The following is a 22392-nucleotide window of genomic DNA, read 5'->3' on the forward strand; positions in this document are numbered from 1 at the left end:
AAAGCCAGCTCATTTTATTCTGAGCTGGCTTTCCCTTATTAAACTTCTGTTGCTTCGACTGCGAAAATAGGTTGTATTTTCTCTTTATGTTTATATTCTTCTTCATTCAATAAAATATGAATGTCTCCGTGGTCTTTTGAAGTACGGATTAATCGACCCATCCCCTGCTGTAGTCTTAACAGCATGAATGGTAAATCAACTTCTTCAAATGCATCAGTAGCAAATGAACGCTTTGCATCAAACAATGGATCATTTGGTGGGAAAGGTAAATCGAAAATTATCACACGCGTTAATGATTCCTCAGGTAAGTCTAAGCCTTCCCATAAATGATATGAGCATAGTACTTTTACTTCGTCCGCTTGGAAATCACGGATAAGAGATGATAGTTCACGATCCCCTTCAAACGCAACATCTGCACGTAGTTCTTCAGCTAATTGACCTTTAAATTTCTGCATCGCTTGTTTTGATTTAAATAAGATTAATGTTTTTTCGTCATCTTGTAATAACTTCTCAACAGACGAAAGTTTCTCTTCTTGAGCTACTTTGTGCAATTGAATCTTCATAACTTCTTCATATTCAAATGGAGAAGAGACAGAGAATGATTGGAATTTGTTAATTCCTAAACTGTTTGCGATATATGAGAAGTCTTTATTGATTGATAGAGTTGCTGAAGAAAATACATAAGGTATTTTTTTCGAGAACAATTTTTCTTCAAGTACTTCTGTAATCAGTCGTGGCATGATGACAAGTGTCTCTTCACCATCTGTTTCCTCTAACCAGTCTACAGCATCTCCTTGCGCGATAAATATACGCATTGCAGCTTCGTATTGCTCTAAGAACTCCTCAACCATACGTAGCTCATATTCAGGAATAACATACATTTCTGATTCGAAAACAAATTCTTCAAGTAAAGATTCTACTGTATCAATTACTTTTTGACCAAGCTTTAGAAGTAGCGGTGATTTGTTAATGCGTTTACGATCTTCATCCGATTCAATGACATCATCACGAAGCTGGTCAAAGAATAATTCATGACCATCTTGTAATTTTTCCATTGTATAAAGCGTTTTTTCTCGTAAACCATCAACCATTAACATATCTAGAAGTTTTACGATTGTATAATCTTGCACTTTGTAAGTCATCGCTTTTTGTGCTGCGTACTCAAGTAAGTGACCTTCATCAAGTACAATCATGGATACTTCAGGTAGGAGTGCTAATTGTCCTTCGCGTTCACGCGATTCTTTTGTAGCAATATGCTCCATCAAGAAATCTTGTGAACAGATGATTAAATCCGTTGCTTGACGGTAATCTGCACGGTGTAGCGTTTGCCCACAGCGATTGCGAAGATCGCAAACCGAGCACTGTTGAATCGAGTTGTAGTTGACCTTCTGCCAATCAGCATCGCTAACATTTGGATAGTCACTACGTTGACCATATAAAGATAATGTTCCCTGGCCAAAGACGCCATCTGGTATCGTTTCTACGATATCATCTATATATTCGCCGTCATGAAACTTTTCAGCCTCTTCAAAGCGTTTTAAACATAAGTATTGATCACGTGATTTTGCTAAACGCACATCAATATTTAAATCAAGATATTGCTGTAATTTATGAATATCGCCACCATCTTTAACGAGCTGGTCGATTAAAGTTTCGTCTGCACATGCAATCAATGCTGGACGTCCAGTATAACGCGCATAAGAAATAGCTGGTAATAAGTATGCGATGGTTTTCCCTGTACCTACACCTGCTTCAGCAAATAGCACTGATTTTTCTCGTAAAACTTTTTCAATTTGATAAGCCATAAAAATTTGCTCATCACGACATTCTAGACCCTTTTCAGGTAATTCATCATAAAGCATATCGCCCATCCAATCACCCAACGAGTCGAAGAATGATTTTTCTTTTGATAGAGCAAATGGTATTGCTTGTCTCATCTTGTTCCCCCTCGTACGTCAACGAAAATAAAATTATATACAACTAAACGGTAATTGAAACCTTTGTTATTATAGCATTATTCTTAACTACCTTGTTAAATGCATGTATATGATTTAATTTTTTTTCAGTTTATGTGTTCAATTTGTGGTCATATCACGGCTATCGTAGTGTTACCCAGAAAAAAGGAAATTAAACACCCGGAAACTGGTGCACTTTATATAATAGAAAAAACTCTGTTAAATGTAGATGAAATGAGTTAACCAAACAGCCTTTTATTTTAATAAAATAAAACATGAGATGATGTTCTTTATTTACTTAACAAAAAAATTATATTGGTTATTGCTAGCAATTATTCTACAATCTAAAATTAAATACTTTTCATATAACTCTTAGGTGTAGAAAGTAATCTTAAATTGGGGGCTAAAAACGTTTTTCATTCTGCCCCCTCTTTCCTATGGGATTTAGCATTACCTTATATTAGTATTATAAGTTTAAAATTATTCGGAGGGAAAAAAGTGAGTAATTCAAGCAATCGAATTGTGTTAATTACTCACATGTACCGATACGAGTTCCAAAATCAAACCTAGAATAATATCTTTTCATAAAAAAATGGAATGGGATATCCCATTCCATTTAATATTTAGTTTCTCGGTGTACGTTGACCCCAGAATTGATAAAAATCTGTTCTGATGAATCCGTTGAATAATTTGCGTTTTTTTGTCGCTTTTCTGCCGTAAAGTGTTTCAAAGTTTTCCATTGATGATAGCATGTAGACTGACCAAGATGGATACTTCGCCATATTGTCGCCCATCTCACGAATCATTTGTTCAACCATTTCTATATCACCAATACGTTCACCATAAGGAGGGTTACCAATCATTACACCATCAGTTGATAATGTAGTAAAGTCCTTAACTTGCATTTGTTTCCAAGTAATCAAGTCCGCAAAACCTGCTTCAACAGCATTATTTTTTGCAATTTGAACCATACGATGGTCAATGTCTGAGCCAATGATTTCTAAAGGCTGATCGTAATTTGCAACATCTTCTGCTTCCAAACGAATATCATCCCAAATTTGTTGTTTCATCCAAGGCCATGCTTCTGAAATGAACTCACGGTTGTAACCAGGAGCCATATTTTGCCCAATCATGGCAGCTTCAAGTGCAATTGTACCTGAACCACAGAAAGGATCTACGAATGGACGATTTGGATTCCATTTAGAGATTTGGACAAGCGCTGCTGCTAGCGTTTCTTTTAAAGGTGCTTCACCTTGATCTAGTCTATACCCACGTTTGTGTAGGCCTGCTCCACTAGTATCAATCGTAAGAGTAGCCACATCTTTTAAAATTGAAATTTCAATTTTAAATTTCGGTCCAGTTTCTTCTAAGAAACCTAGACGTTTATAGTGGTATTTCATACGTTCAACAATTGCCTTTTTTGTAATCGCTTGGCAATCAGGTACACTGAATAATTTAGATTTCACGGATTTACCTGTTACAGGGAATTCTGCATCTACTGGTAAGAATTTCTCCCAATTGATCGCTTTTACTCCCTCAAACAATTCATCAAATGTGCGAGCTGGAAACTCACCTGCAATAATTTTCACTCGGTCCGCTACACGTAACCAAAGATTCGTTTTTGCGATTGCTTTCTCGTCACCTTCAAAGTAAACTTTCCCGTTTTCTGTTGTTGTTTCAAATCCTAGGTCCTGAAGCTCTTGCGCGACAATTCCTTCTAACCCCATTGCTGCGGTTGCTACTAATCGAAATGTTGTCATTGTTATTTCCCTTCTAACTGTTCTAATTCCCAAAATTCTAGGAACTCGATAAATTCATCTAAAGGTAATGGTTTTGAGTAATAGTATCCTTGGATCATATCACAGCCCATTTCACGTAATAGCTGAACCTGTTCCCTTTGCTCTACTCCCTCAGCAATTACCTTCATATGTAAACGATGCGCCATTTGAATAATGGCATCTACTACTGCTTGTTTATCATCTAACGAACATATATGTTGTATAAAACTACGATCAATTTTTAAATAATTTAATGGAAACTGTACTAAATAGCTAAGAGAAGAATAGCCTGTCCCAAAATCATCTATCGAAAGTTTAAATCCTAATTGCTTTAATAGTACTAATTTTCGAATCGTTTCCTTTTCACTGTTCATAACCGTGCGCTCAGTTAGCTCAATTTCAAAATAATGCGCAGGGCAATTATTTCTCTCTAAAATTTGCATTATGGATTCAATGAAATTATCTTGATGAAAGTGAATGCTCGATATATTCAATGCTATTGGCATATTTTTTATATTTTGTGATTTAAGTTTTAAATAGTCCTGGCATGCACGATTAATAATACATTCACTAATCGGAATAATTAAACCTGTTTCCTCCGCATAAGGGATAAATTCCCCTGGTGAGACAAAGCCTAATTTTTCATTTTGCCAGCGTACTAAAGCTTCTACTCCTACAATTGCACCTGTTGTAACGGAAACTTTCGGTTGATAATGTAATTCGAAGCTGTCATTTTCTATTGCTTTTCGTAACTCGTTATCTAGTAGCAACACACGTTTGCTATCTGTTTGTAGTTCGTCAAAGTAAAAAGAAAATTGACCTCTACCATTTTGCTTTGCAAAATACATTGCCTTATCAGCTTTGGTTAATAATACTTCCGTATCATCTCCATCATGCGGATAAATGCTAATTCCTATACTAGTGGACACATATAAATTTTGGTCTTCCACCGCAAAAGGTTGTCCCAATAATTGGATGATCATTTCAGCCAAATGTGCAGCTTCTCTAGGATGATGGATATTTGTTAATGTAATAACAAATTCATCACCGCCGTATCTGGCTAAAATATCTTTATTTTTCAATAGTGATTGTATTCTTTTTACTACTTCCACTAACAAATAGTCACCAACTGCATGACCAAGTGTATCATTTATTTGCTTAAAGCGATCTAAATCTAAAAATAAAACAGCATGTTGATATGAGCGTGTAGAGGATGATTCTAGTAAAACTCTCATTCGCTCATTATAGGCAAATCTATTTGAAACACCCGTTAATGAATCTGTCATTGCGCGTTTTTCAAGCTCATCTTCAACGCCCTTTTGTTCTGTGAGGTCGGAGAAAACACCGCAGTAGTTCGTAACTTCACCTTGCTTATTACGAACTTCCATGATTGATAGCCACTCTGGATAGGCATCACCGGTTTTACGGCGATTCCATATCTCACCTTGCCATTCACCTTTTGAGTACAGCTCGTTCCACATGCTTTTATAAAAATCACTGTCATGAATGCCTGATTGTAAGATAGCCGGGCTATGTCCAACAACTTCTTCTTTTTTGTAGCCCGTAACAAACTCAAAAGCTGGATTCACATTTATTATTTTCTTTTTTGGATCAGTTATCATGATTCCTTCAGAAATTGTTTCAAATACTTTTTGTATTAATTCATCAGAAAAGCTAGAAATAGTGTTTTGGTTAATAATCTCTTTTACAGATATTTCTTCCACATTTTTCACCATATTTCCAAAAGAAAGGCCCTCCAGGAACTGGAGAGCCTGACTGTTCATGTTTAACATCATTGAAAGTTCAATAAGCCATGTTTTGTGCCCGAGTACTCAAGCGATTTACATCTCGTACAACCGGGTAGTAATCATCTATCTACGTGAGATGCAAGCATTCACGTCTCTCCATCCATTCATTTCCTTCAGGAGAGTGCCCCTACCATAATTTGGGTTTCTCACTCGTGGGGTTTACCTCGTTCCACCTGTTACGTTTCCGCACCAGCTTCGTCACTGTGGCACTTTCAGAGAGTTTCAACCATATCTTATAAAAGACTTAGGTTTTCCTCCCGCCGTCAGCCAAAAGACTGCCTTAGCTTATTTATTCACTAAGCACGAACACTACGGTCATCTCAGAACCGTGCGAGCATGGACTTTCCTCGACAATGTCAAGCATTGCAGCGATTACCCGAAAATTCATGATGATGTTTTTTATTATAATATAAAAACATATTTAACCCAATGAGTCTAAAGACCTATATTCAATCGTATAGTTTATCTCCGAAAACATGTTTTTCCAAGTTTGAGATTCTTTTCAAAATATCAAAATTTGTATTAGCAGTATGTTGTGGTTGCTGTGGTTGAACTTGTGCCGGTGAGTGGCGCTTAGCATTTTGCGAAGCTTCAAGTTCTTGTTTCAACATGTTAATCTCTTCTTGCTTCTTAGCTAGAATTTTTTCAAAGTTCTCATAATCTTGAATAATTTCATCTAAAAATTGGTCCACATCATCTTGACTATAACCTCTTAAACCAGTTTTAAAATCTTTATCTAAAATCTTTTTTGCTGTTAATTTTGTATCCATATACATCGCCCTTCCATCGCAACATAAGTGTTCTTAGTATAGCATATTTCTCAAAGACAATGCTTAATTACAGCCATTTCCTAACGTTTTTTGTCGAAAACTGTGATTTCCCAGGAAATTATTTCTTCCTTTCAAGCCGATTTTTCCGTTTTTGTATGTCCGCAAGTCTTGAAGTTTTAGATTCCTTAGTCCACAGTGAGCTTTCGCTTACAAGCTTCAATGCTTGATTTGTCATTTCTATTGCAAACTCATAGTTTTTATCACGGTGTTCAAAAATTTTCGCTAGCTCAATAAGCGCAATAATTTGCTGTCTTCCTTGTAAATACGGCAAAGCTTGCTGAAATGACTTACGTGCTTCTATATAATTCTGTTGTTTTTTTTGCTGAAAGCCTAGATAGAAATAAGCATTGGCTGATTCTTCACTCGTATATTGATGCGTTATTTGCTGTAAAAGTTCCTCACTACGATCTATTTCTCTTAAATCAGCATACCATTTACCAATGTTTGTATATGTTGTAGCCGATTCTTCTGCAATATTTTCACAAAGTAAATTGGTCGCCTGCACATACAACGTCAATAATGATAATAAATCCCATTCATTATGTTGTAGTACTTTTAGTAAGGCATCAGGCTGTCCACTTTTGACTGCGTCCAAATAAATAATCGGCGCTAAATAACCCGGCACATCGTCTTGACGAGTGAAGCCTAATTTTTCTTCTTCTACTTGAGTAAGTTTCATACGTGCAATGTCATTTTTCCAAATACGTTTTGAGCCATGTAATAAATCGAGATGATCGTGCTCTTTTAATGGTGGTAGGTCTTTTTTGTTTAATGTCCAGCGAGTTTGTAACTGTGGCCAATCGAAACTTTTCCCATTATACGTAATAATGGTTTTCCTTCCTTGCCAAAATTTCGATTCAAACAAAAATGCAACCTCATTACTCGGGTCAGCTAGTACATACTGCTTTAATGTAAAGCCTTCCTCAGACTCCTCAAGTAAACCATTCAAGAAAATATGCGTACCTACGCCTTTTAATCCTGTTGTTTCTGTATCGTAGAATATAAGATTATTAGCATCCGTTAAAGATATAGGGTGTGAGTTTTGTGTTTGTTGCCACTTTTCAAAAGCATCATACAACTCTCCTAGATAAATAGCACCGTGCTTATAATCAAGAGGATAATGCTTCTCTAATAAAAAGACTACACCAAAATCATTTTCTATCATTTTTAAACCAGCATCTTGCCATATACCTGCATAATCAGGAACGTCTGGCCTCAAAATTGGTTCTTTTTCTATTACCTGTTGTGTATTATTTTTCTTTAATAGTTTTTTCATTTGAAGTATTTTATTTTCATACGACATATTAATCTTCCAACTCTTCTAATAGAAATGATTTCAAAAAATTCAATACTTGTTTTTTACCTTTATCACTTAAATCTTGTGCGCCTATACAAGAAGGACAACCATTTTGACATGGACACGCATCAACATGTTCAAACACATGCTGAATAAGTGGCTCCCAAATATCATACACCCTTTCGCTCAACCCAATACCACCCGGATAACGATCATAAACAAAGAATGTTGGTTTCTCCGAATGCACCGCCTTCACTTGAGGTATGACATGGACATCGCTGCGGTCACTTTGAATGAATAATGGAATAAAACTGTTCATCGCAAACGCCACACCTGTCATAGCACTTGTTAAATCATCTTCTGTCCAGTTTACAGGCTGCTCAAATGATAACCAAGTAGAACTCGTATGAAGTTCTTCAGGTGGTAGATGAATTGGGCCAGAGCCAATATTATCATGTGAGTCAAATCTAATTTTCTTAAATATAGTTGCAGTGGCCAAAATCATAACATCTCCAAATGCTGCTTCTGCTTGGCCAAGATGCTTTTGCTTATCTTCACTCATAACTTTTAATTCAATAGCTAGATTGGCATCTGTAAAATAATCAACATCCACTTCACGGACATAAGCTTTCTTCTCTTCCCAATCAAGCTTTTCTACCTGAAATTGCACACCTTGATGTAAATATATAGCTTCTTCATGAAGTAGTGTCAGCGCGCTATATCGATCCATTTCCCCAATTACACGAGTATTTGCAGGAATAGACTGATCTATGATGACGACATTTTCTTGCGAAGCTGAACGCAAACTAATTTCGTGTGCTGGGAAACTATCACTCATCCAATGCCACTGCTCGGACGTTTTAATAAGAACGCCTTCTTGCTGTAGATATTCCAGTAACTCTTGAATCTCGAACTCTCCGTACATATCTGTCGTTTTAAAAGGCAACTCAAAAGAAGCACATTTTAAATGATCCATTAAAATGAGCAAATTGTCTGGATAAATACGGGCTTCTTCCGGAGAACTTCCTAGTAAATAATTAGGATGATTTATAATGTATTGATCCAATGCCGTAGATTGTGCCACATAAATAATTAGCGCTGCATCTTGCCTTCTCCCAGCACGCCCTGCTTGTTGCCATGCACTCGCAATATTTCCAGGGTATCCCGTCATAATACAAGCTTGTAATTGACCAATATCAACTCCCAGTTCTAACGCATTCGTACTCACAACTGTTTGAATGGTCCCATCACGTAAACCTTTTTCAATTAACCTTCGCTCTGAAGGTAGATATCCTCCTCGATAACCTCGAATTGATTCATCTTGGATTTTCTTTTTCGTCAATTCCTTCATATACGTCACAAGCATTTCCACTCGCACACGACTTTTAGCAAATATAATTGTTTGAATTTGTGCTTCATATAATTTTCCAGCTAAATCTCTCACTTCTAAAATTGCACTTCTTCGAACACCGAAAGTTGGATGAATAATTGGTGGATTATAAAATAGGAATGTTTTTTTCCCTACAGGTGCTCCATTATCAGAAATTAGTTGGTGTGTTGTGTTCGTTAAATTCTCTGCCAGCTCTTTCGGGTTTTTGATCGTCGCTGAGGTACATATAAAGATTGGATTACTTCCGTAAAAACGGCAAATACGTTGCAAACGTCGAATAACGTGAGCAACATGGCTTCCAAATACTCCTTTATATGTATGCAACTCATCCAGAACAATATACTGTAAATTTTCAAATAGCGAAACCCATTTCGTATGATGAGGTAAAATCCCTGAATGTAACATATCGGGATTAGTCATAACAATATGACCAGCTTTACGAACCTTCTGACGTATACCAGGCGAAGTATCTCCGTCATATGTGTAGCTTAAAACTTCCTCTCCACTTTGCTCTATCAACTCATTCAAATCACTTTTTTGATCTTGTGCTAGAGCTTTAGTCGGGAATAGATACAGGGCACGTGAGGCTTTATTTTCTAAAATAGCTTGTAAAACGGGTAAATGATAGCAGAGGGATTTTCCAGAGGCAGTTGGTGTGACGGCCGTAAAAGATTGCCCAGTAGTCGCATAATCGAATGCTTGTCTTTGATGCGAGTAAAGCTGACTAATACCACGCTTTTGTAAAGCTTTTACTAAAGAAGGGTGTAATTTGTCGGGAAAAGGAACGAGCTTTGCTGGCTTGGCATCAATTGTATGTTGGTGCTCAATTCTCTCCATCATTTCCGGATACTGTTGCCACACTGCTAAAAGTTCATCAATCGTTTTTTTCTGCAACATGTTGTTCACCATCCTTACGCAAATAGCGTAAAAAAGTTTCTAATGTATATTTCACCGATTGTATTGATTGATAAAATCGTTTTTTACTCGTAGTTTTATAAAAAGACTGCACCACAAATTGATCCATCGCATCTAGCGCATTATCAATTTGTGTTTTGTGCATATATTTAGGTTTATTTAATAGTATCCATTTCTCAGACTCTGACTGCCAAGTTACTAATATAGCATGCCAAGCATCAGCATGCGGTTTCACTTCAAGAAAGAAATCCGGAGATGTGTCTTCTTCTCGCATACGTAAAAATCGTTGCCAACATGCATCGCATTCTTCTAATAATTTTTCTGTGGTAGATAATAGCATTTATACACACCTCCATTTTCAGTATTCATATAAATTCAGTGTATCAAAATATCGTAAAAGAAACTACTTATGCACGAACAAATATTCCTTTAGATTGTTTTTCAAGATTGCTTAGGCGGTGTTGAACTGTTGCAATGTCATTCATATGTTTTTGAATTTCGGTGTGACGTTCCACAGACATTTGTGCTTGTAGTAACTGATCGATTAATTCAAGTTGAGTAAGTAAATGAGATATTCTTTGCATCATAATCGCCTCCTAGCGTTATGATTTCCTTATAAATTGAAATAATCCTTTCCACAAGACAAAACAAGTGCGAGTTCGATATAAATAGAAAAAATCTCTGTCATTTCTGCTATAATTTTTGTTCATAAAAATATGTTATTATTATTGTTAACGAGGTGGTTAAATGGCAATTCGCTATCCAAACGGAAAAAAGTATACTCCACCTACTTCTGAAGTGAAAAAAAGGAGTATAAAGGATTATTCCTATAGCAATCGGGGCAAAACTTTAGAAGATGAAATTGATGAAGCAAATGATTTTTATTTACAACGACAAATAGCAGTCATTCATAAGAAACCTGTTCCGATACAAATCGTCAAAGTAGAGTATCCCTCAAGAAGTGCTGCTGTTATACGGGAAGCATATTTTAGAACACCATCTACGACGGACTACAATGGTATATATGAAGGTTACCACATCGACTTTGACGCCAAGGAAACGGAAAGTAAAACATCTTTCCCTTTAAAAAACGTTCATCCGCATCAGGTAGAACATATGACAGTTGTTGCAAAGCAGCGAGGTATTTGTTTTCTATTAATACGTTTCTCTTCCATGGAACGTTATTTTGTAGTACCTTTAGAAATGCTGCAAAATGCTTGGACTAGAATGCTAACAGGTGGTCGCAAATCAATTTCTTTAGTAGAATTTGAGGAACAAGCAATTGAAGTAACACCAACTTATAGTCCACGTATCGATTATTTACAAGCAGTACGTAAGATGCTGCCATAAATTATGAATGTTTGTTAGAAAGTGAGGAGAATTTAATGGGGCAAGAAATTAATTCTCGGGGACAAAGAAGAAAATTACGAGAACAACAAAAAAAGCAAAAAAAACCAATGAAAGTTTGGCTTAAACGTCTTTTAATAGCAATAGTATCTGTAGGTATTGTTCTATTTATTGCAGGAGCTGGCCTATTTGCATATTATGCAGCTACCGCACCTGACTTAGATGAAGAGTTACTAAAGGATCCAGTGTCATCTAAATTCTATGATTCTGACGGAAAAGTATTTTATACGATGGGCTTAGAAAAGCGGGAACATGTAGCTTATGAAGACATCCCTAAAGATATGAGAGATGCTATATTGGCGACGGAAGATGTTCGCTTCTTTAGTCACAACGGAATTGACTTTTATCGCCTTGGCGGTGCTATTATAGCCAATTTAAAACACGGCTTTGGTGCACAAGGTGCTAGTACATTAACACAACAAGTTATTAAAAACTCATTTTTACAAAATGAAAAAACGCTTAAGCGTAAAGCACAAGAAGCTTATTTAGCTATCCAATTAGAGCGTGAGTACACTAAAGAAGAAATTTTCGAAATGTACTTTAACAAAGTATTAATGTCCGGTCGTATTTATGGATATGGTACTGCATCAAAATACTTCTATGGGAAAGAGTTAAAAGATCTAAAACTAGAAGAAATGGCTCTTCTAGCAGGTATGTCACAGCTACCGAACGCGTATAATCCGTTCAAATATCCTGAAAATGCCGAAAAACGTCGTAATACAGTTTTAGATTTAATGTATAAACACAAAAAGATAACAAAAGAACAAATGGAAGAAGCAAAAAAAGTCGATGTTGAAGTTGGACTATTACCTGAAAACAAACGTCAAACAGCATCAACGTCAAAATATGATGCGTTTATCGATGTAGTCTTAAAAGAGCTAGCTGAAAATGGGGATGGGAAGTCCTTAGAAGAAGGTATTAACGTTTATACAACATTAGATTCTTCTGCTCAAAAAATTGTTGAATCTACTATGAATTCAGATATATTCCCTACAAAAGAGATTCAATCAGGGATGGCAGTAGTTGACACTGAAACTGGTGCGATTGTAGCTATCGGAGGTGGCCGTAATTATGGACCTGAACGTGGTTTAAACTATGCAGAGGCTATTAAAAACCAACCCGGTTCGACTATGAAACCATTAATGGACTACGGTCCTGCAATCGAAAATTTAAAATATTCGACAGGACAAACCATTACGGATGAAAAAATGTTCTACACCGGTACTTCTAAACAAATTAATAACTTTGATAAATTATATAAAGGGGATATGACTCTTCGTGAAGCCCTTTATACTTCTCGTAACGTACCTGCTGTAAAACTTTTTAAAGAAGTGGGTGTAGATAAAACGAAGAAATTTATCAATAATCTAGGTATTGAAGCAGACGAAATTTATGAATCTGATGCTATCGGTGGTGGTAAAATTAGCTTATCTCCAATAGAAATGGCAGGAGCATATGCTGCATTTGGGAATAACGGTATTTACACTACACCACACACAATTAAGAAAATTGTCTATCGTGATGGGAAAACTGCAAAATCATATACACCAGATCCAACACCAGCTATGAATGATTACACTGCATATATGGTTACTGATATGCTACGTGATGTAGTTGGTCCAAAATCCGGTGCATCTGGAACTACTGCAGCTATTCCAGGCTTAGATATTGCCGGTAAAACAGGTACAACAAACTACGGTGCAGATGAGTTCCAAAAATATAATCTACCTGAATCGGCAGTTCCAGACTCTTGGTTCGCAGGATATTCAAGTAAGTATTCTATTTCTGTATGGAGTGGCTATACAAACCGAAAAGATCCAATTACTACAAATGAAGAGCGCTTATTACCACAAAGATTATTTAAAACAGTAATGAGCCAAATTTCAGCGAATACAACAACACCTAACTTTAAGAAACCAAATTCAGTAGTTGAAGCTAAAATTGTAAAAGGTTCGAAACCGCTACAATTAGCAAGTTCAAGTACACCAGCAGATAGAACGTCAACTGAATTATTCGTTAAAGGAACAGTCCCTACAAAAACTGCTCCTGTAGAAGAAGTTGAGAAGTTAGAAGCACCTACTGACTTAAAAGCAACATTTGACGAAGAAGCTAATGCAATTAACTTAACTTGGGCACATAAAGAACCTAAGGATAAGAGTGTTACCTTTGAAGTTTCAGTGTCGGTAGATGGTGGTGGTGAACAAAAACTAACTCAAACGAGTGATAAGGCGTACACATATAGCACGCCACAAGATGGTAAAACATATGTCTTCTCAGTAATAGCAATTGCAGATGATGAGAAGAGTGAGGCTGTTTCGACATCTATTCAAATTCAGGCGGCACCTCCTGAAGAGGAAGTTACACCTCCAGAAGAAAATGAACAACCTGAAGTGCCTGAAATACCTGTTGTACCAGAGGAACCTAATGAAGGTGATAATGGTAATAACAATCCTGATAACGGTACAGGTACACCACCTGTAGATAATAACGATGGAATAAAACCTGATGAAGATGAAGAAGAAGTCGATACCAGTGGCACAAACGATGACACTAGTAATGATAATAAACAAGCTACACACAGTAACGATCAACATCAATAATATGAAAAGAGCAGCAATCTCCATTTGAGATTGCTGCTCTTTCTTTTATATTAATTTAATTGTCAATCCTTTTTAAGGCGTAGACGAGCCATTCTCTTTTTCGTTTCAATAAACAATTCATCTAGTTGACGATAACATGCATACTGGCCTGGTCTTCGTTTAATGAATTGCAAACGTTCAGCACCATTTATCGGCAAAGCTTCATATTCATCGGATAGTTGTATACTCTCTAATGAAACATTAGAGGCTATTATGATAAACGTTTCATACAAATCGATTCCCTTTTGCATTATATCTTTCGCTTTGCCATCACGAGCAGCATGTGAACTATGAATTTCCGCTCGTAATATCTCCCAGTTAGCTAGCCATTGGTCAACTTGTTCTTTAGAGATAGCCTCTTTTCGGCATACTATCATCGCTTAACAAGACCTTTCTTTTCGCGTTTTTGCCCTTCTCTACAGACGTCAAAAAGTGGGCATACCTGGCATTGAGGATTCTGTGATTTACAGTGATAACGTCCAAAGAAAATTAACTGATGATGTGTTTTCGACCATTTTTCAATTGGGGTTTTTTTCATTACTGTTTCTTCAACTTGCAATACTGAATCTTTCCAACGACATAAACCTAATCGTTTTGCAACTCTTTCGACATGGGTATCTACTGCTAGGGCTGGGACGTCAAATGCGACAGACAAGACAACGTTCGCTGTTTTTCGCCCTACGCCTGGTAATGTAACAAGTAGCTCCCTATTGGCAGGGATTTCACCGTTAAATTCTGTTAATAGAATATGGCACAGCTTTTGAATATTTTTAGCCTTACTACGGAACAATCCAATAGAACGAATATCTTGCTCTAACTCTTCTAAAGGTACCGCTAAATAATCTTCTGGCGTTTTGTATTTTTGAAACAACTTTGCTGTAACTTTATTAACTAAAACATCCGTGCACTGCGCAGATAGTAATGTGGCTATCGTTAATTCGAAAGGATTATCATGTACTAGCTCACAATGAGCATCTGGAAACATCTTTTCCATTTCCTCTAAACAATAATCCCATTGTTTCTTCGTTAGCATGTGTACCTCCCTATTCGCGTTCTTCTAACCAGTTGTAGAATGGCACTTTTTTTGTTTGTTGTGGTTCAACCTGTGGTGGTTGTGGTCGTGTTGGTAACGTATTTTGACGGAAATTTTGCGCTAGTTTTTCGGCATCTTGAGGTGTTTTGACATTTTTCTTTTTCCATTCGAATAAAATCCGGTCCACATAACGTAAGCTTAGCTTTTGTGATAAGACAGCTTCAATTAATGCTTTGCGAATCACTTCTGGAGAATGACCATCTTGATCTAGCCACATTGAAATTGTTTCAGTTTCCATCGGCGATAAAAATCTTCCAAATTCTTGCTCAAATAAGTTGAACAGCTCGCCTTCTTTTAACTTCGAGGTCACTTCTACCTTTTTGACTTTTTTTTCTGTCATACAGTCGACTAGTCGTGCCCATAATGGCTGTAAATTAAAGGTTTCAAATAATACTCCTAGCTCGTCCACTTTTTGTAAAATTTCTATAAAACCTTTTTGCATTAGCCTTTGTAAACTCGAGGCTATTTCATCCTCAGTTAAATGCATTCTATTCGCTATATCTGTTGGTGTAGGAAACTTATTCCCGTCTTCATGAAATGCAGTTAAATGCATAATAAGCATGGCATCTAAATCTTGGATGCCTAACTCCTTGTAAAACTTAAAAAAAAGCTGAGAAATAGTAACATTTCCCTGCTCTATCCAAATTCGGAGTCGATCAGCTTCGTTCGTCATTACCGAACTCCCCTTTTTTGTCTGAAAATTAACAAGAAGAATCGCAATTAATTGCGGTTCTTCTTGTTAGGTGTTATTAATTGTTTTCATTGCTTGGTCAGGTAAAACTAACCACCTGGGCATACAAGGATATGTTCATGCAACCATTGAGACAGGATGCCTCGGACTTAAGTTGCTTCCTTTGTACTTTAATCATATATCCAGCTTCAGTGGCCAGCCCCTCGAGGTCACTTCAGTCTCTCGGTCAAAGGCAAAGAACGCCTTTGATTCGAGCTCTCCAGTGCTTCAGGGCTAAACGGGCCACACTACCATTTAATCAAGGATATAGTCTATTTAGTAAACGTGGGAATGGAATAGATTCACGTACGTGTTCTGCACCTGTGATCCAAGCTACTGTTCTTTCTAAACCAAGACCGAAACCAGAGTGTGGTACTGATCCTTGTTGACGAAGGTCTAGGTACCAAGCATATGCACTTTCATCTAAATCATGTTCTTTTAAACGTTGTTTCATTAACTCATAGTCATGGACACGTTCAGAGCCACCGATGATTTCACCATAGCCTTCTGGTGCGATTAAATCAGCACATAATACAACGTCATCACGGTCTGGATGTGGTTGCATATAGAACGGTTTAATCCCTACTGGGTAGCATGTGATAAAGACTGGTTTATCATAATGCTCAGCAATTGCTGTTTCGTGAGGGGCACCAAAATCTTCTCCCCACTCGATATCATCGAAACCTTTTTCATGTAAAAGCTTGATGGCATCATCATAAGAAATTCGTGGGAATGGTGCTTGAATATGTTCTAATTTAGATGTATCGCGACCTAAACGTTCTAGTTCAATTTTACAGTTTTTAAGAACCGACTGTACGATGTAAGAAACATATTGTTCTTGTACTTCTAAGCTTTCATCGTGTTCAACAAAAGCCATTTCCGGCTCAATCATCCAGAACTCGATTAAGTGACGACGAGTTTTTGATTTCTCTGCACGGAATGTTGGACCAAATGAGAACACTTTTCCTAATGCCATTGCAGCTGCTTCCATATACAATTGGCCAGATTGAGAAAGGTACGCATCTTGATCGAAATATTTTGTATGGAACAGTTCTGATGTTCCTTCAGGAGCTGAGCCAGTTAAAATCGGTGGGTCTACTTTTGTAAAGCCATTATCGTTAAAGAATTCGTATGTTGCACGGATGATTTCATTACGAACTTTCATAATCGCGTGTTGTTTACGAGAACGTAACCATAAGTGACGGTTGTCCATTAGGAACTCAATACCGTGCTCTTTAGGTGTGATTGGGTAATTATTCGCTTCAGAAATTACTTCAATCTCTTTTACTTGAAGCTCATATCCAAATGCAGAGCGTTCGTCTTTTGTTACTTCACCAACTACATAAAGAGATGATTCTTGATGTAAGCCTTTAGCAGTTACAAATACTTCTTCAGGTACTTCAGCTTTTACTACTACGCCTTGGACAAATCCTGAACCATCACGTAATTGTAAAAATGCAATCTTACCGCTTGAACGTTTATTTGCAAGCCAAACACCTAATTTAACTGTTTCGCCTACGTGATTTGACATGTCTTGAATTCGAATTTTCTTCATATAGACCTCCTGCAATTTAAACAATTTTGCAGACTGCCTATACTTAGACAGTCTGCTTAATTGTTAGAGTATTAATCTTGCCATTTAGATTTCACAAATTTCTCCATGCGCGAAACAGCTTCTTCTAATGCTTCTAAAGAAGTTGCATACGAAAGACGAACTGTTTTTTCAGCGCCAAAGCCAGAACCAGGAATTACAGCAACATTTGCTTCTTCTAATAAAGCTGTAGCAAATGCATCTACAGATTCATAACCTGTTTTAGCTGCCGCCTCTGATACATCTGGTAGTAAATAGAATGCGCCTTCTGGTTTCAACACGTGGAAGCCAGGGATTGCATTTATTTTTGGATAAATTTCTGTTAAACGTGATTCAAATGCTTGACGCATTTCTTCTACTGCATCTTGTGGACCATTGTAAGCTTCAATAGTTGCATATTGTGCTGTAGTCGTTGCATTAGAAGTTGAGTGACTAGCTAAGTCAGTCATTGCTTTAATGATTTCAGCATTACCTGCTGCATAACCAATACGCCATCCTGTCATAGAGTGAGATTTCGCTACACCGTTAATGACCATTGTACGTGCTTTTACACTATCTGAAAGTTGTGCGATTGAGAAATGTTTAACTCCATTATATACAAGTTTTTCATAAATTTCGTCTGACACGATTAGAATGTCTGCTTCTTCACAAACTGCAGCAATTTCAGCTAATTCTTCTTTTGTATAAACCATACCAGTAGGGTTACTTGGTGAGTTTAAAATAAGTGCACGTGTTTTATCAGTAATAGCACCGCGAAGTTGTTCTGCTGTTACTTTGTATTGTTGTTCTGCTGTTGCTTCTAAATGTACAGGTACACCGCCAGCTAACTTCACTTGTTCTGGATAACTTACCCAATATGGAATCGGGATAATTACTTCATCTCCAGGGTTTAATAACACTTGGAACAATGTATAAAGGACATGTTTCGCACCTACACCAACCATAACTTCGTTTGGTGCATAAGTAAGATTATTGTCTCTTTCTAACTTAGCAATAATAGCTTGTTTTAATGCTGGTAGACCGCCAGCAGGTGTATATTTTGTGAAGCCTTTCATCATAGAGTCTGCAGCTGCATCTAAGATGTTTTTTGGCGTGTTAAAATCAGGCTCACCCGCGCCTAATCCAATAACATCAATTCCTTGATCCTTCAATTCTTTTGCTTTAGCTGTAATTGCTAGAGTTGTTGAAGGTGTTAATGTTTTTACACGGTCTGCTAAATGCTGTTTCAAGTTAATCTTCCCCTTTTTTTACAAGTTCAAAATACGCTTCCACCACTGTCCGTTTTCGAACAGAATGTAAACATAATTTAGTTTATCCTCTTGATTAAGATACGTAATTTCCCAAACAACGCCGGGCTCTTCTATACCGAGTTTGGTATGAAGGATTTCTTTCACGTTATCCTTTTTCGACACTACAGAAAGTGCTTCTTTTTCAGAAGTGCCATCCTCCATTAAAACCTCTTCTAGCTTTGTCTTACTATCATCTTTTGGAACAAACACAGCTTTTTTCTTTCCTGCCTTATCTGTTCCTATTACCGTAACATACGGTTTCTTACCGTTATATACATATGTATCGGTGACAGTCACTAGCTTATCTGCATCAAGCACAACTTGCTTAGCGTCTTTCTCCGAACTGTAAAACGGTGAATAAGATTTCCAAGCAACTATAACGACAATTGATAACGACAGGATTAACAAAAATATCGTAAAGAACTTGATCCAATTTTTCATTATATCACCTTACGTTTCATTTATCGTGAAGATAGGCTTCATATCGCTTTCAATTAAATACGCTAGCTCAGACATCGAAATAGTTTTACTTAACGCATTTTCTAGTTGATTGAAGCTCAGCTGAAAACATATCTTACTAGCTGATCGTACTTCAAATCGTCTTTCCATATGATCGACCTGCTTTCTATCTTCATACTTTTTTATTATACCAATGTTCTAATTCTAAGACCATATGTTGTAGGGATACTTTTTTCACCGGAATTGCTGGAAGAGCACGTATGAATTCCTTCCCATACGATTTCGTCTCAATTCTTCGATCTAAAACGATAAAAACACCCTTATCCTGTGACGATCGGATTAGACGACCGAAACCTTGCTTGAAGCGTAAAATGGCCTCAGGTAGTGCTAACTTATAAAATGAATTCAACCCTTGCTCATTTAATGCTTCCGCCCTAGCTCTGAAAATTGGTTCTTCTGGGGCTGAAAATGGTAAACGTACGACAATGACTGCTGACAATGCATCACCTGGCACATCCACACCTTCCCAAAAGCTATTCGTACCAAATAGTACAGAATGATTAAACTTCTGGAATAACTTCAGTAATCGCATTCGACTTCCTGAAGACATACCTTGAGCAAAGAGCATATATTCACTCAATGCTTCCGTTTCTTGAATTAACTCAACCGTTTTTCTGAGCATATCTTGAGACGTAAATAGTACGAAACAACGCCCTTCAGTAACCAGTACAGTTTGAACAATTGCTTCTGCTACTGCTTCCACATATTCCGTTTGTGAAACTTGTTGAATTTCAGGCATATCATCAACAATATAAAGGCTCGCACCATCGTAGTATGATGAAGGTGCCTGGAATTGAAATAGTGGCACCGAACTTTGAAGGCCTAATTGATCCGCGATAAAGCGGCGATTGTTCGGTACAGTTAATGTACCAGATGCCCAAATGATCCCTGCTCGAGTACGGAAACTGTCTAAAACAGCTGTGACAGATTGTGCGACGTGTATAGGGCGTTTATATACATGTAGACTCCCTGGGATACTACGTTGGTCTAACTCAATCCAAGCTGAACAATCTACTTCATGGGATAAAAAGATGGCATCCCATTCAGCCACTTTTATCGTTAATTCACGTAACCAGTAATACCAGTCTGATAATATCGTTTGCTGCGTAGGAGATAAATCATCAGGATTTTGCTGGAATATATCACTTAGTTCCTGAGCAAACTGCACCCATTCCTGTATACTATGACTCACTTTTTCAAATAAAGGTTGCTTAATCATGAGCGAATTTAAAGGATAAGTGCGCTTATTATGACGTGAACCTGACTTTTGAACATTTAATTGATTAATCAGTTGATAAATTGCTTTATCAAAGATTTGTACCATTTCACAGTATTTTATTTCTAATTTTGATAATTGCCTAATCGGGATTTTCCCACTATCAGCCATCAACTTAAAGTAATTATGAATTAACTGATGATCATCAACTGATCCAAGTTGACCAAAAATGTACTTCCATTGTGTATAAGAGAGTGCTTTTTCATCTCTTAGTGTAGCTGCCTGAATAAATTGATGCGCTTCATCTAGTATCCAGCCGTTAACTGATGATAGCACTGGCTCAACTCGCGTCAAATCAGATAGCATCATAGCATGATTTGTAATAATGAGGTCTGCCGTTTTGCTTTTTTTAATCGCATTTTCATAAAAATCAAAGTAACCTTTACCACGTGAAATAGCTGTAGCTGATGAACGTCGTACTTTATCTAAAAGTAATTGACCACCACCGGACAATGTAATTTCATTTAAATCACCTGTCGTTGTATTCGCAAGCCAGACGAGTAGTTGCATCATTGTAAATGATTCATCATAGGAAGCATCTTCAGCAACAAATAGCTCAGCAAAACGATCCACATCGATATAGTGCTCCATTCCTTTTAATAAGGTTACATTAATAGATGTTTGTAGAATCGCTTCTGCTTTTGGTAATTCTTCTGCTAATAACTGATCAAGAAGATGCGAAGTGTATGAGCTAATCCCTACTTTACCATTTGTTTGTTTGGCATAAATAATTGCAGGAATTAAGTACGCTAATGTTTTACCAATTCCAGTCGACGCTTCAGTCAATACTTCCTGTTTTGTTTTCAGGGCATGCCAGACTTGGTCCATCATTTTAAATTGATCTGGACGAGCTTCAAAGTCTTTGAAAGCTCTAGTAAATAATGCTTCTTTTTCAGCAATAGAATGTGGATATGTTAACTTAATCTCTGACTTAGCTTCAATAACTGCTCCCCTTAAAGCTATATTTTTATAATAGAAGTGGAGCTCTGATTGTTTCGATACAGCTCTTTTTATCTGAATCGCATCAAAGAATAATTGCGATAGATCTGATTTTAATCTGAAAGAACGCTGGTGCAATTGTTCAATTGTTGAAAGCGGGAGATTTAGAAGCTCTTCCCAACCGCGTTTTAATAATAGCGCTGTTGCATAAGCATCATCATCTGCACGATGCGCTTGTTTCAATGAAATATTCAATTCCATTGCGATATCCTGTAGCTTATAGCTAAAGGCTGTTGGGAATAGTATTTTCGATAATTCAACTGTATCCATTTGTTTACCAAACCATTTTGGTAAACCTGCTCTTTTAAATTCAGCTTGTAAAAAGGGCAAATCAAAATCAGTGTTGTGCGCTACAAAAACACAATCTTGCAAAATGTTATAAATTTTTTCAGCATGCGCTTCGAATGGTTGCGCATCTTTGACATCATTGTCCGTTATATTCGTCAAGTCTTGAATAAAACGAGGGATTTTCTTCCCTGGGTGAATGAAAGTGGTGAAAGTTGATTGCACTTCCCAATCTTTCATTAAAACAATCGCTATTTGAATGATGCGGTCCCCATTTTGAGAGGAGTGACCTGTCGTTTCTAAATCTACGATTGCATATGTTTGACTATCCATCATTTACTTCACAACTTTCCGATCGGTTTATATTCAAAATTCTATCACATTTTGAGCAGAATAGCTGAAGTCGATGTGCAGAAATGTAGATTTTACAGATTGTTATGGTAAGTTGCATGATTGTTGCGCCAATTATATTGTTTGTTGTGCTAATTTAGCTGTTTGTTGCACTAACTCATTCATTTGTTGCATTAACTAGTTACTTTGTTATTTAGCTGAATATTCACATCTTAAAACAAAAAAGCATCCAATAATGGA

18 protein-coding genes and 1 other RNA gene are annotated in these 22392 nt (G+C 37.0%); 2 read left to right on the forward strand and 17 right to left on the reverse strand.

Annotation, left to right across the window (positions count from 1 at the left end):
* Positions 1-38: 38 nt before the first annotated feature.
* From AC3IS5_RS14560 to AC3IS5_RS14600, 9 genes are all read right to left on the reverse strand, one after another.
* The gene (locus AC3IS5_RS14560; RefSeq protein ID WP_053417210.1) at positions 39-1937 is read right to left on the reverse strand and encodes an ATP-dependent DNA helicase; all 1899 of its coding nucleotides are present in this window, start codon (positions 1935-1937) and stop codon (positions 39-41) included.
* A 641-nt stretch (positions 1938-2578) separates the two neighbouring features.
* The gene (locus AC3IS5_RS14565) at positions 2579-3715 is read right to left on the reverse strand and encodes a THUMP domain-containing class I SAM-dependent RNA methyltransferase (RefSeq protein ID WP_489425069.1); all 1137 of its coding nucleotides are present in this window, start codon (positions 3713-3715) and stop codon (positions 2579-2581) included.
* A gap of 2 nt (positions 3716-3717) precedes the next feature.
* On the reverse strand, positions 3718-5469 hold the full coding sequence (locus AC3IS5_RS14570; RefSeq protein ID WP_489425070.1) for a putative bifunctional diguanylate cyclase/phosphodiesterase: 1752 nt from the start codon (positions 5467-5469) through the stop codon (positions 3718-3720).
* A gap of 66 nt (positions 5470-5535) precedes the next feature.
* Positions 5536-5925: RNase P RNA component class B (gene rnpB, locus AC3IS5_RS14575), an RNA gene on the reverse strand.
* Positions 5926-5990: 65 nt separating this feature from the next.
* A complete protein-coding gene (gene gpsB, locus AC3IS5_RS14580; protein WP_489425071.1) occupies positions 5991-6317 on the reverse strand; it encodes a cell division regulator GpsB in 327 nt (108 codons plus the stop codon).
* A 112-nt stretch (positions 6318-6429) separates the two neighbouring features.
* Positions 6430-7674 carry a ribonuclease H-like domain-containing protein gene (locus AC3IS5_RS14585; RefSeq protein ID WP_489425072.1) on the reverse strand — a complete coding sequence of 415 codons (1245 nt, stop codon included), beginning with the start codon at positions 7672-7674 and terminating at the stop codon, positions 6430-6432.
* A gap of 1 nt (position 7675) precedes the next feature.
* Positions 7676-9955 (reverse strand): DEAD/DEAH box helicase, encoded by a 2280-nt coding sequence (locus AC3IS5_RS14590; RefSeq protein WP_489425073.1) that lies wholly within the window; start codon positions 9953-9955, stop codon positions 7676-7678.
* Entirely contained in the window at positions 9933-10313 is a 381-nt protein-coding gene (locus AC3IS5_RS14595; RefSeq protein ID WP_489425074.1) for a YppE family protein, read from the reverse strand. The genes AC3IS5_RS14590 and AC3IS5_RS14595 overlap by 23 nt, the downstream gene beginning before the upstream one ends.
* A gap of 67 nt (positions 10314-10380) precedes the next feature.
* Positions 10381-10560 carry a hypothetical protein gene (locus tag AC3IS5_RS14600; RefSeq protein WP_489425075.1) on the reverse strand — a complete coding sequence of 60 codons (180 nt, stop codon included), beginning with the start codon at positions 10558-10560 and terminating at the stop codon, positions 10381-10383.
* A gap of 160 nt (positions 10561-10720) precedes the next feature.
* Here AC3IS5_RS14600 and recU point away from each other — a divergent pair, with 160 nt between their 5' ends.
* Together recU and AC3IS5_RS14610 are read left to right on the forward strand one after the other, a co-directional pair.
* Positions 10721-11323, forward strand: a complete 603-nt coding sequence (recU, locus tag AC3IS5_RS14605) for a Holliday junction resolvase RecU (RefSeq protein WP_053417216.1) — start codon at positions 10721-10723, stop codon at positions 11321-11323.
* A 35-nt stretch (positions 11324-11358) separates the two neighbouring features.
* Complete coding sequence (locus tag AC3IS5_RS14610; protein WP_489425076.1) at positions 11359-13980, forward strand: transglycosylase domain-containing protein; 2622 nt, start codon at positions 11359-11361, stop codon at positions 13978-13980.
* A 62-nt stretch (positions 13981-14042) separates the two neighbouring features.
* Here AC3IS5_RS14610 and AC3IS5_RS14615 read toward each other — a convergent pair whose 3' ends face one another.
* The 8 genes from AC3IS5_RS14615 to dinG all read right to left on the reverse strand — a co-directional run bounded on the left by AC3IS5_RS14615 (position 14043) and on the right by dinG (position 22137).
* Positions 14043-14396 (reverse strand): YpoC family protein, encoded by a 354-nt coding sequence (locus AC3IS5_RS14615; RefSeq protein WP_489425077.1) that lies wholly within the window; start codon positions 14394-14396, stop codon positions 14043-14045.
* Positions 14393-15052: an endonuclease III gene (gene nth, locus AC3IS5_RS14620; protein ID WP_489425078.1), complete on the reverse strand. Its 660-nt coding sequence runs from the start codon at positions 15050-15052 to the stop codon at positions 14393-14395. Before nth ends, AC3IS5_RS14615 begins: the two co-directional genes overlap by 4 nt.
* Before the next feature lie 10 nt (positions 15053-15062).
* Positions 15063-15785: a DnaD domain protein gene (locus AC3IS5_RS14625; RefSeq protein ID WP_489425079.1), complete on the reverse strand. Its 723-nt coding sequence runs from the start codon at positions 15783-15785 to the stop codon at positions 15063-15065.
* Positions 15786-16101: 316 nt separating this feature from the next.
* Complete coding sequence (asnS, locus tag AC3IS5_RS14630; protein WP_489425080.1) at positions 16102-17397, reverse strand: asparagine--tRNA ligase; 1296 nt, start codon at positions 17395-17397, stop codon at positions 16102-16104.
* Positions 17398-17468: 71 nt separating this feature from the next.
* Positions 17469-18662, reverse strand: a complete 1194-nt coding sequence (locus AC3IS5_RS14635; protein ID WP_489425081.1) for a pyridoxal phosphate-dependent aminotransferase — start codon at positions 18660-18662, stop codon at positions 17469-17471.
* 18 nt (positions 18663-18680) lie between these two features.
* Positions 18681-19163, reverse strand: a complete 483-nt coding sequence (locus AC3IS5_RS14640) for a cell wall elongation regulator TseB-like domain-containing protein (RefSeq protein WP_489425082.1) — start codon at positions 19161-19163, stop codon at positions 18681-18683.
* Between the two features lie 9 nt (positions 19164-19172).
* Positions 19173-19331: a hypothetical protein gene (locus tag AC3IS5_RS14645; protein WP_489425083.1), complete on the reverse strand. Its 159-nt coding sequence runs from the start codon at positions 19329-19331 to the stop codon at positions 19173-19175.
* A gap of 22 nt (positions 19332-19353) precedes the next feature.
* Entirely contained in the window at positions 19354-22137 is a 2784-nt protein-coding gene (dinG, locus tag AC3IS5_RS14650; protein WP_489425084.1) for an ATP-dependent DNA helicase DinG, read from the reverse strand.
* Between the last annotated feature and the right edge of the window lie 255 nt (positions 22138-22392).

Source organism: Viridibacillus sp. KH_047 (assembly GCF_057838945.1).

Excerpts from the sequence above, each read along its gene's own strand:
- AC3IS5_RS14590 (WP_489425073.1), bottom strand. The coding sequence starts at position 9,955 with ATGTTGCAGAAAAAAACGATTGATGAACTTTTAGCAGTGTGGCAACAG.
- recU (WP_053417216.1), top strand. The coding sequence starts at position 10,721 with ATGGCAATTCGCTATCCAAACGGAAAAAAGTATACTCCACCTACTTCT.
- AC3IS5_RS14600 (WP_489425075.1), bottom strand. The coding sequence starts at position 10,560 with ATGATGCAAAGAATATCTCATTTACTTACTCAACTTGAATTAATCGAT.
- gpsB (WP_489425071.1), bottom strand. The coding sequence starts at position 6,317 with ATGTATATGGATACAAAATTAACAGCAAAAAAGATTTTAGATAAAGAT.
- AC3IS5_RS14610 (WP_489425076.1), top strand. The coding sequence starts at position 11,359 with ATGGGGCAAGAAATTAATTCTCGGGGACAAAGAAGAAAATTACGAGAA.
- asnS (WP_489425080.1), bottom strand. The coding sequence starts at position 17,397 with ATGAAGAAAATTCGAATTCAAGACATGTCAAATCACGTAGGCGAAACA.
- AC3IS5_RS14595 (WP_489425074.1), bottom strand. The coding sequence starts at position 10,313 with ATGCTATTATCTACCACAGAAAAATTATTAGAAGAATGCGATGCATGT.
- AC3IS5_RS14560 (WP_053417210.1), bottom strand. The coding sequence starts at position 1,937 with ATGAGACAAGCAATACCATTTGCTCTATCAAAAGAAAAATCATTCTTC.
- AC3IS5_RS14585 (WP_489425072.1), bottom strand. The coding sequence starts at position 7,674 with ATGTCGTATGAAAATAAAATACTTCAAATGAAAAAACTATTAAAGAAA.
- dinG (WP_489425084.1), bottom strand. The coding sequence starts at position 22,137 with ATGATGGATAGTCAAACATATGCAATCGTAGATTTAGAAACGACAGGT.
- AC3IS5_RS14640 (WP_489425082.1), bottom strand. The coding sequence starts at position 19,163 with ATGAAAAATTGGATCAAGTTCTTTACGATATTTTTGTTAATCCTGTCG.
- AC3IS5_RS14565 (WP_489425069.1), bottom strand. The coding sequence starts at position 3,715 with ATGACAACATTTCGATTAGTAGCAACCGCAGCAATGGGGTTAGAAGGA.
- AC3IS5_RS14615 (WP_489425077.1), bottom strand. The coding sequence starts at position 14,396 with ATGATAGTATGCCGAAAAGAGGCTATCTCTAAAGAACAAGTTGACCAA.
- AC3IS5_RS14645 (WP_489425083.1), bottom strand. The coding sequence starts at position 19,331 with ATGGAAAGACGATTTGAAGTACGATCAGCTAGTAAGATATGTTTTCAG.
- AC3IS5_RS14625 (WP_489425079.1), bottom strand. The coding sequence starts at position 15,785 with ATGACGAACGAAGCTGATCGACTCCGAATTTGGATAGAGCAGGGAAAT.
- nth (WP_489425078.1), bottom strand. The coding sequence starts at position 15,052 with ATGCTAACGAAGAAACAATGGGATTATTGTTTAGAGGAAATGGAAAAG.
- AC3IS5_RS14570 (WP_489425070.1), bottom strand. The coding sequence starts at position 5,469 with ATGGTGAAAAATGTGGAAGAAATATCTGTAAAAGAGATTATTAACCAA.